The following is a 7,471-nucleotide window of genomic DNA, read 5'->3' as shown; positions in this document are numbered from 1 at the left end:
TTGAGCGGAATGCTCGATGCGTTTCGAATGGAACATCCGATGATCTCGATCGTATGGATGTGTCGCAAACTCTGGGGTCAAGTTGACGCGCATGCGTGATCTTAGGTTTGTTCTCGTCGAATAGTTTTCGAACAGGTTGTTTGAGCATGATCTCATTGAAGGGCTGTCATTTCCCCAAGGATGCAGTTTTGTACGCTGTGTACTTCTATCTGCGGTACACGGTGTCCTATCGTGATTTGGAAGAGATCATGGCTCAACGCGGCGTACAGGTGGACCATGCCACTCTCAACAGGTGGGTTGTGAAGTATTCACCGATGATCGCAGCAAGAGCGCAATCGAAGAAACGCCCAACGCTGAGTTCATGGCGAATGGACGAGACCTATAGTTGTGTTCGCGGCAAATGGATGTACCTCTATCGGGCCGTCGACAAGGCAGGAAATACCCTTGATTTCATGCTGTCTGAGCGTAGGAACCGTCCAGCGGCCGCCAGATTCTTTGCCAAAGCTCTGTCGTCAAATGGAATCCCGAGCAAGATCGTCATCGACAAAAGCGGAGCCAACGCGGCGGGCATTCGAGAAGTGAACAAAATCCTTAACCGGTTTGGTTGCCCAACGAAAATCGAAACAGTCAGGTCCAAGTATTTAAACAACCTGATCGAACAGGATCATCGGTTTATCAAGCGTCGCGTACGGCACATGTGCGGGTTCAAATCGTTCAGATCCGCATCAGCAACTCTGGACGGCATTGAAGTCGCCAACATGATCCGAAAGCAGCAATTCCCCAGCACTACCACGACGGGCTTTCGGTTATTTGAAGAGATCGCAGGATAAGTGTGTCCGGTAAGTCGCTACTCTGGCCATTCCAAAAGTTTGCGACACATCCCGGATGATGGCCGACCTGGCCGCCGAGCACGGCGAAAAGGGGACTGTCATGATTGACGCGACCTATCTCAAAGCCCACCGCACCGCGACCAGTATGGCCGCGAAAAAGGGGGGCGTGGCCGCCTGATCGGTAGAACCAAGGGCGGCATGAATACCAAGCTGCATGCCATTTGTGATAGCAAAGGTCGCCCGCTCAACCTGTTCGTTACCGCCGGGCAAGTCAGCGACTACATCGGTGCTCGGGCTCTGCTCAGCAGCATACCAAATGTGGACTGGCTGCTCGGTGATCGTGGCTATGACGCCGACTGGTTCCAAGGGGCGTTGAAAGACAAAGGGATACGCGCCTGCATCCCCGGCAGAAAGCAACGCAAGACGCCGGTCAAATACGACAAGCGCAGATACAAGCGGCGAAACCGCATCGAGATCATGTTTGGCAGGCTCAAGGATTGGAGGCGTGTGGCGACCCGCTATGACCGCTGCCCCAAGGTCTTCCTATCAGCCGTCGCACTCGCAGCAACCGTCATCTACTGGTTATGAATCCTGACCCTAGCGAAAAAGGGGAACGAATTTGGTACTCAAACATTTAGCGCCAAGCGGTTGTGTTCGAAATCTAAGGAAGCAACGCTTTCAGAATGGGATGTTCAGAATTCAATGGGCCTATACCTTTGTGTTGGCTAAATGAAGCGCCGCCAGTGTAGGGCAACCTTCTAGTTACACAGTCGTAAGGGACTTTTTCCAGGTCGCAGAGAAAAGCACCTGGCGAAGAGACCGGGAATATATCTCCTGCAATCGGTTCGAAGTCTGCTCGAAAGTGTGTGGTGCTCTTGACACAAATCACCGAATAGCTCGTCGGATTCAGCCCGATGTGCGTGAAATGTGCGCGATCCAGACATTGGTTACGTATGCTTGTGACGATGAGGTCAATCTCGGCCTCGTGTCCAACCAGACGCAGCGCTGCCGTCTTGCCCAGTGTTGCTACTCCACCGCCATACATTTCGCCGATATAGCGGCAAGTGCCGTCCCCCAAAGCCAGAACTTCAAACTCGGCTTTGACCGGAACATTTCCCGCCAAGTCGGACTTTGCGCCGATGGCCAGTTTGACCAATGCACCTTCACCGGCTTCATGAGCTTGTTTTGCACTTTCCGGATCGTGGAACAAACCCATCAATGCATTTTTCGTCCCGCCCTCAATCAGTGCCGCCAGCAACCCTGTAGTATCTGAGGTTCCACCGGCACCAGCGTTGTCTTGGACATCTGCGAGGACAACGGGTTTTTCCCGCCTTTGACGACATGTCGAAACAGCTTCCTCCAGAGACAACATCGAGCAATCGAGATCGACTTCCCGGGACATAAACACGTTGACGATTTCTTCAGCGACAGCGGCGGCTTTCTCGGCTTTGGATGCGTAGACAACGCAAGACGGGCCGGTGTCGGGGAAGTCCGCCGCTGTGAAACCAAGAGCAATTTCAGCCAGGACTTCCTGCTGTTCAAATCTTGCCGGCAATTGATAAATTTCGTTGAACGGCGCAGACCCTGTATGCTGTGCATGCAAGGGGACAAGATAAGGCACCGGTTGGAACGCCTTGTATAGTTTTTCGCCCGCTAACAAGCGCTGCAGGACAGGAACGCATCGTGCGCCCGTGTCAGCCATATCCAAATGAGGATAGGTTCTAAAAATAGACATGTAGTCCGCCTGTTCGACCATCTTGGCGGAAACATTGGCATGCAGATCCAAACTTGCGATCACTGGAACTTCGGGACCTACGGCTTCACGTACACGACGCAGAATTTCTCCTTCACCGTCAGCAAGGCTTTCGGTGACCATCGCCCCATGGAGATCTAGGTAGACGCCATCAATGTGCCCTGCGTCCTGAATTCCGCTCAACATCATCGCACAAATCGTTTCGAACGCATGATCCGTTACATGGGCGGATGGCTCGGCAGAGCACCACAGTACCGGAAAGACCTCAAACCCCACCACCTTTGCTGCTGCGGCAAAACCAGCGATAGGAAGGTTCATGCCCTCGGTTCCCGAGATAACCTGTCCATCGTGCAACATACCGGGCCAGGAATCCGCCATTTCAAACTCGTGCAGACCGGCTTTTGTCACACCAAAACAGTTGGTTTCATGCTGAAACCCTGCGATCACAATTCGCTTGTTTGTCATTTCGTGTGCTCGGTTTCTTGTTCGGTATCTGCGGCGGCAAATACACTTTGGCCGTTGCGAATTGTTTCGAGCACCCGTGTATCTGTCAGGCGGTCCGGTTCGTGCAGTGGATTGCGCGAAAGAACAGCAAAGTCCGCAACTTTACACGGTTCGATTGATCCGCGTTGGTCCTCCTTGAATACCTGCCAAGCGGCGTTGATGGTCTGTGCACGCAGAGCCGACAGAACGTTGATTTTTTGACCCTCACCTAGCACGCGGTCTGAAACGGTTTTTCGATTTACCGCACAATGGGCCAAGTGTATCGGACGTGTCGGAGTGACCGAGGCATCGTTGTGGATCGTATATCGCACGCCATACCGTTCGGCTGACGCCGCCGGTGATATCCGCTCAGACCGCTCAGGCCCCAAGAAGGTGTCGTAGTGGCGATCCCCCCAAAAAAATACATGAGCGGGAAAGAAGCTGACAGTAAGTCCAAGCTGAGCCATACGCTCTAGTTGGTCGTCCCGCAGGGCCTGGCCGTGGATAATAGTGTGACGATGATCTTGGCGTGGGTGCACTATTAGTGCCTTTTCCACCGCATCTATGAACATCTCTGCGCCGGCATCACCATTGCAGTGGCAATGAATCTGGAAACCTTGGCTATGAAGCTTGCTGACGTCGGCATCCAACTTTTCTTGCGAGGTATACACCATCCCACAAGGGTGATCCGGATTGGCCGGCTTGAAATACGGAGCAGACAAATACGCGGTTTGCAACTGAAAGGCACCATCAGTGAACAGTTTGCGCGGGCCCAGTGTGAAATGCGGATTGCCTGGCCAATGCGTGCCGATCCATTGCGTACTTAGCTCTGGCTCCAAGCTTCCAACGGGTAGCAACTCGATGTCAATTCCCGGATCCCGATCTGCCGGCAGGCTGGCAAAGTGGTCCAACATGGTTTGCGACGCCCACGCATTTTGGGCATAGGTCACGCCGTGCGACAGGTATTCGTCACGACAAGCGTCAAAGCCCTGCCAAAATCTTTCGCGGTCGATCAGGAAGTCCGTGTCGCCCATCTCACCCATAGCCGATAGCCCTTCGATCAATCCGGTCAGGGCTCCGGTTTCGGGGTCACGGCCAAAACGGCCGCCTTCCGGGTCGGGGGTTTGACGGTTTACTCCGCGCCTCTCAAGCGCAAGCGAATTTGCTGCACCATTGTGTCCGGACGCATGAATAACCCAAATCGGATGGCGTTGTGAAACAGCGTCCAACTCGGCCCGTGTCGGCATTCGGCCCTCGAGAATGGACGTATTGTCGAACGACACCCCCATGACCCATTCGCCCTCGGGCGTTGCGTCGGCCTTCTCTCGCAGCCTGTCCAACGCCTGCGCCATTTGGCTACAATCTCCTAACGGAGGTGACGACAGGTTGACACGGAACAGACGGATAAACCCAGGATCCGGAAAATGCCCGTGTGGATCGATAAATGCGGGCATCAGAGTACGACCCTGAAGATTGTACTCCTGAGAATCCGCGGTCATGCGTGCGCGCAGATCAGCCTCGGCACCCACTGCCTGAATTCTGCTTCCTTCGGTCAGAACAGCCTCTGGTGAAGAGTTCTGCGCGTCCATCGTCAGGATTGTGCCGTTAAAATAGAGTGTGCTTGGCATTGAATTTCCTACTAAGACAGTGGTGCCAGACAACGCAGCCCGTGGCTGTCGTCCACTTCCCATTCCGGGGTCTGGGTGCAGATGTCCTTGGCAAAAGGACAGCGTTCGCGGAACTCACACCCGGAAGGGCGCTTGAGCAAGCTGGGGGGTTCCCCTTTGAGGGCGATCCGTTCCAATCGCGCATCCGGATCCGGTTCCGGGTTGGCGCTGAGAAGGCAACGGGTATAAGGATGGCGCGGGTCGTTGAAAATTGTTTCGGTCGTACCTTCTTCGACCAATCGGCCCAGATACATGATCCCCATTCTGTCAGCCACGTGACGCACAACGCTGAGGTTATGAGTGATGATGACCATCGCCAGTCCCAGCCTTTCGCGCAGATCGTTGAGCAGGTTCAGCAACTCACCCTGTACCGATACATCAAGACCAGCAGTTGGTTCATCCGCGAGGATCAGCTTGGGTTCCAACGCCAACGCGCGAGCTACGCCCACACGCCGTGCCTGGCCGCCAGATAGCTGATAAGGGTAACGATCAGCAAAATGTGTCGGCAGGTTCACCATTTCCAACAGGCGCTTAGCTTCGGCATCCAGATCACTGTCCTTCATGCCCTGAATGCGATAGGGTTCGGTGATCAGGCTGCGGATCGTCAGGCGCGGCGAGAGGCTTCCGACCGGATCCTGAAACATCATTGCCATGTCTTTGCGCAACGGGCGCATGACACTTTCCGGGGCGCCACGAATTTCCTGGCCTTCGAAGGTGACCGAACCGTCCTGCGCAGGAGCAAGCCCGGCAATGGCGCGTATCACGGTCGTTTTGCCGGATCCGCTTTCGCCGACTAGGGCGTAGGTCTCGCCGGGTTGCACGGTAAAGCTGACACCTGCCAGCACATTGACCGGCCCGTAGCTGGTGTGCAGGTCCACAACGTTCAGCAAGCTCATGTTGTGGCCTCCTCATGGTTCAGCCAGCACGCGGCGTGGTGGCCTTGTTTCAGTTGATCCAGTGGCGGCACGGCGCTGGCACAGCGCGCCATCGCCTGATCGCACCGATCCCGGAAAATGCACCCCCCTGGCAGGTTGGCCAGATCGGGCACTTCGCCGGGGATGGTGGGCAAAACACGGGCGCGTTCCTTGATGTGGCCGGGGTCGCATTCGATCAGGCGGCGCGTGTAGGGATGCTTGGGATTGTGAAAAATCTCTCGCACATCACCACTTTCGACCACCGCGCCAGCATACATCACCACCACTCGGTCGCAGAGTTCAGCAATTACGCCCAGATGATGCGAGATGAACAGGATGGCACAATGAAATTCGCGCTGAAGCTCTTGCAGGCGCTCGATGATCTGCACCTCAAGCGTTGCATCCAGCGCAGTTGTCGGCTCATCCGCGATCAATAGATCAGGCTCGGACATCAACGCCATCGCGATAGCAATCCGCTGGCGCATCCCGCCAGAGAATTCATGTGGATATTGTTTCAGGCGCGCTTCCGGATCTGGAATGCCAACAGCACCCAGCATCTTGGCCGCGTGGGCCAGCTTGTCCGCCTTTGACTGTTTGGAGCGGTGCTGAATGTCCAGCATCTGCTGCCCGATGGTCAGAACCGGATTATGCGTTTGCATCGGGTCTTGAAAGACAATCGAAATGTCCGCCCCGCGCAGGTCGCGCATATGCCGCTCGGACGCCTGCAGCAGATCCTGCCCTTTGAACCGGATCTCGCCCTCGCGGAACCGCGTATTGGGGGCGGTCAGGCGCAGGATGGATGAGATCAGGGTGGATTTGCCGCAGCCGGATTCACCGACGATGCCGACAATCTCGGCCTTGTTGACGTTGAAGGTGATGTCCCGCAGCGCCTTAAGGTCGCCTCGGCCAGTTTCGTAATCGACGCTGAGGTGGTCGATTTCCAGAAGTGTCTCGGTCATCGCTGTTTCCTCAGTTTCGGGTCAACCACGTCGCGCAGGCTTTCGCCCAGGAAGGTGAAGCCCAGCGTCGCCAGGATGATCGGCAGGCCCCCGCCCACCACCAGCCACGGCGTTTGACGGATCAGGGAATAGCCATCTTTCAGCAACGCGCCCCAGCTGGGTGTCGGAGGTTTCACACCCAGACCCAGAAAGGACAGGCCAGCCTCAAGCGCGATTACCGTGGGAATATCCATCGCCGCCAGAACAGCCAGAACACCGATGATATTGGGCAGCATATGCACGCCCAGAATGCGTGCCATGCTGGCCCCCATTGAACGTTCAGCCAGAATGAACTCAGAGTTGCGCAGCGTGAGCGTCTGGGTCCGCGCTACGCGCCCATAGGTTGGAATCGAGGTCGCCATGACCACGAACACCACGGTCTGAAGGCTTGGCCCGACGAGGGCCACAACGGCCAAGGCGAACATCACCGTCGGAAAGGACCGGATGGTATCGAAGAACAGCATTAGAAGGTTATCCAGCCATTTCGGCCCATACCCGGCAATCATGCCCAGCGTCAGGCCAATTGCCATGGCGCCAAACACAGCAGGCAAAGCCACCTTGAGCGCGACTTGGCCTCCGGCGATAACCCGCGAAAACGTATCGCGGCCCAGTTGGTCGGTGCCCAACAGGTGTGCGGCGGACGGTCCTTGCATTCGGGATTTGATGTCCATCGCAATCGGGTCATAGGGCACAATCCAGGCGGCAAAGATGGCGCAGAACACGATGATGCCGACGATAATGAGCCCCATGAGACCAAGCGGGTCGCGGGCGACGCCGACGATGATCTGGCCCAATTCGGAACGGGATTTTTCCATGGTTCTCCCTC

Annotated in this window: 6 protein-coding genes and 1 pseudogene; 2 read left to right on the top strand and 5 right to left on the bottom strand. The window is 55.9% G+C overall.

Annotation, left to right across the window (positions count from 1 at the left end):
- Positions 1 to 146 precede the first annotated feature (146 nt).
- Positions 147 to 830 carry an IS6 family transposase gene (locus GOX66_RS21035; protein ID WP_170765197.1) on the top strand — a complete coding sequence of 228 codons (684 nt, stop codon included), beginning with the start codon at positions 147 to 149 and terminating at the stop codon, positions 828 to 830.
- Between the two features lie 49 nt (positions 831 to 879).
- A pseudogene (locus GOX66_RS21030) lies at positions 880 to 1,418 on the top strand (IS5 family transposase); the annotation flags it as partial.
- Between the two features lie 73 nt (positions 1,419 to 1,491).
- Here GOX66_RS21030 and GOX66_RS21025 read toward each other — a convergent pair.
- From GOX66_RS21025 to GOX66_RS21005, 5 genes are read right to left on the bottom strand one after another with little or no spacing between them, the layout of a single operon-like run.
- Complete coding sequence (locus GOX66_RS21025; RefSeq protein WP_170765195.1) at positions 1,492 to 3,048, bottom strand: M81 family metallopeptidase; 1,557 nt, start codon at positions 3,046 to 3,048, stop codon at positions 1,492 to 1,494.
- Complete coding sequence (locus tag GOX66_RS21020) at positions 3,045 to 4,694, bottom strand: amidohydrolase (RefSeq protein ID WP_170765193.1); 1,650 nt, start codon at positions 4,692 to 4,694, stop codon at positions 3,045 to 3,047. The genes GOX66_RS21025 and GOX66_RS21020 overlap by 4 nt, the downstream gene beginning before the upstream one ends.
- Before the next feature lie 11 nt (positions 4,695 to 4,705).
- The gene (locus GOX66_RS21015; protein WP_170765191.1) at positions 4,706 to 5,629 is read right to left on the bottom strand and encodes an oligopeptide/dipeptide ABC transporter ATP-binding protein; all 924 of its coding nucleotides are present in this window, start codon (positions 5,627 to 5,629) and stop codon (positions 4,706 to 4,708) included.
- Entirely contained in the window at positions 5,626 to 6,606 is a 981-nt protein-coding gene (locus tag GOX66_RS21010) for an ABC transporter ATP-binding protein (protein WP_170765189.1), read from the bottom strand. Before GOX66_RS21010 ends, GOX66_RS21015 begins: the two co-directional genes overlap by 4 nt.
- On the bottom strand, positions 6,603 to 7,460 hold the full coding sequence (locus tag GOX66_RS21005) for an ABC transporter permease (protein WP_170362625.1): 858 nt from the start codon (positions 7,458 to 7,460) through the stop codon (positions 6,603 to 6,605). Before GOX66_RS21005 ends, GOX66_RS21010 begins: the two co-directional genes overlap by 4 nt.
- Positions 7,461 to 7,471 lie beyond the last annotated feature (11 nt).

It is taken from the genome of Ruegeria lacuscaerulensis (assembly GCF_013031245.1).
In the GTDB taxonomy this organism is placed as follows: domain Bacteria; phylum Pseudomonadota; class Alphaproteobacteria; order Rhodobacterales; family Rhodobacteraceae; genus Ruegeria; species Ruegeria lacuscaerulensis_C.
The sequence above is the reverse complement of the archived record's forward strand: the minus strand, read 5'-3'. Positions and strand labels throughout refer to the sequence as shown.